Raw genomic sequence first — 1,443 nt, forward strand, 5'->3', positions numbered from 1 at the left:
AAAACTGGATACGAAAGATACTACATAACAAATTAGCTGTTCCATACAGGCTGTATCGGCACTGTATAGGTTTAGGATAAGCCCTCGACCGATTAGTATTCGTCAGCTCCACACATTGCTGTGCTTCCACCTCGAACCTATCAACCTCGTCGTCTTCAAGGGGTCTTACATACTGGGAAATCTCATCTTGAGGGGGGCTTCACGCTTAGATGCTTTCAGCGTTTATCCCGTCCGTACTTAGCTACCCAGCTATGCTCCTGGCGGAACAACTGGTGCACCAGCGGTACGTCCATCCCGGTCCTCTCGTACTAAGGACAGCTCCTCTCAAATTTCCTGCGCCCGCGACAGATAGGGACCGAACTGTCTCACGACGTTCTGAACCCAGCTCGCGTACCGCTTTAATGGGCGAACAGCCCAACCCTTGGGACCTACTTCAGCCCCAGGATGCGATGAGCCGACATCGAGGTGCCAAACCTCCCCGTCGATGTGGACTCTTGGGGGAGATAAGCCTGTTATCCCCAGGGTAGCTTTTATCCGTTGAGCGATGGCCCTTCCATGCGGTACCACCGGATCACTAAGCCCGACTTTCGTCCCTGCTCGACTTGTTGGTCTCGCAGTCAAGCTCCCTTATGCCTTTGCACTCTTCGAATGATTTCCAACCATTCTGAGGGAACCTTTGGGCGCCTCCGTTACTTTTTAGGAGGCGACCGCCCCAGTCAAACTGTCCACCTGACACGGTCCCTCTGCCGGATTCACGGCAGCAGGTTAGAACTTCGATACGATCAGGGTGGTATCCCAACGTCGCCTCCACACAAGCTGGCGCTCATGCTTCAAAGGCTCCCACCTATCCTGTACAGATCGTACCAAAGTCCAATATCAAGTTACAGTAAAGCTCCATGGGGTCTTTCCGTCTTGTCGCGGGTAACCTGCATCTTCACAGGTATTAAAATTTCACCGGATCTCTCGTTGAGACAGCGCCCAATTCGTTACGCCATTCGTGCGGGTCAGAACTTACCTGACAAGGAATTTCGCTACCTTAGGACCGTTATAGTTACGGCCGCCGTTTACTGGGGCTTCGGTTCATAGCTTCGGGTTACCCCTAACCACTCCCCTTAACCTTCCAGCACCGGGCAGGCGTCAGCCCGTATACTTCGCCTTACGGCTTCGCACAGACCTGTGTTTTTGCTAAACAGTCGATTGGGCCTATTCACTGCGGCCCCCTCGGGCTATTAACCCTAACGGGGCACCCCTTCTCCCTAAGTTACGGGGTCATTTTGCCGAGTTCCTTAACGAGAGTTCTTCCGAGCGCCTTCGCATACTCTGCTCGCCTACCTGTGTCGGTTTGCGGTACGGGCACCTTCGCCTGGCTAGAGGCTTTTCTTGACAGCCGGAGTACATGACCTTCGCTACTGCAATTTTCGCTCCCCATCACAGCCCAGCCTT

General features: G+C 53.6%; 1 rRNA gene. It reads right to left on the reverse strand.

Annotation, left to right across the window (positions count from 1 at the left end):
• Positions 1-72: 72 nt before the first annotated feature.
• Positions 73-1,443, reverse strand: a 23S ribosomal RNA gene (locus ACRRU2_RS28485); the annotation flags it as partial.

Source organism: Paenibacillus sp. GXUN7292 (genome assembly GCF_050864975.1).
Lineage (GTDB): Bacteria > Bacillota > Bacilli > Paenibacillales > Paenibacillaceae > Pristimantibacillus.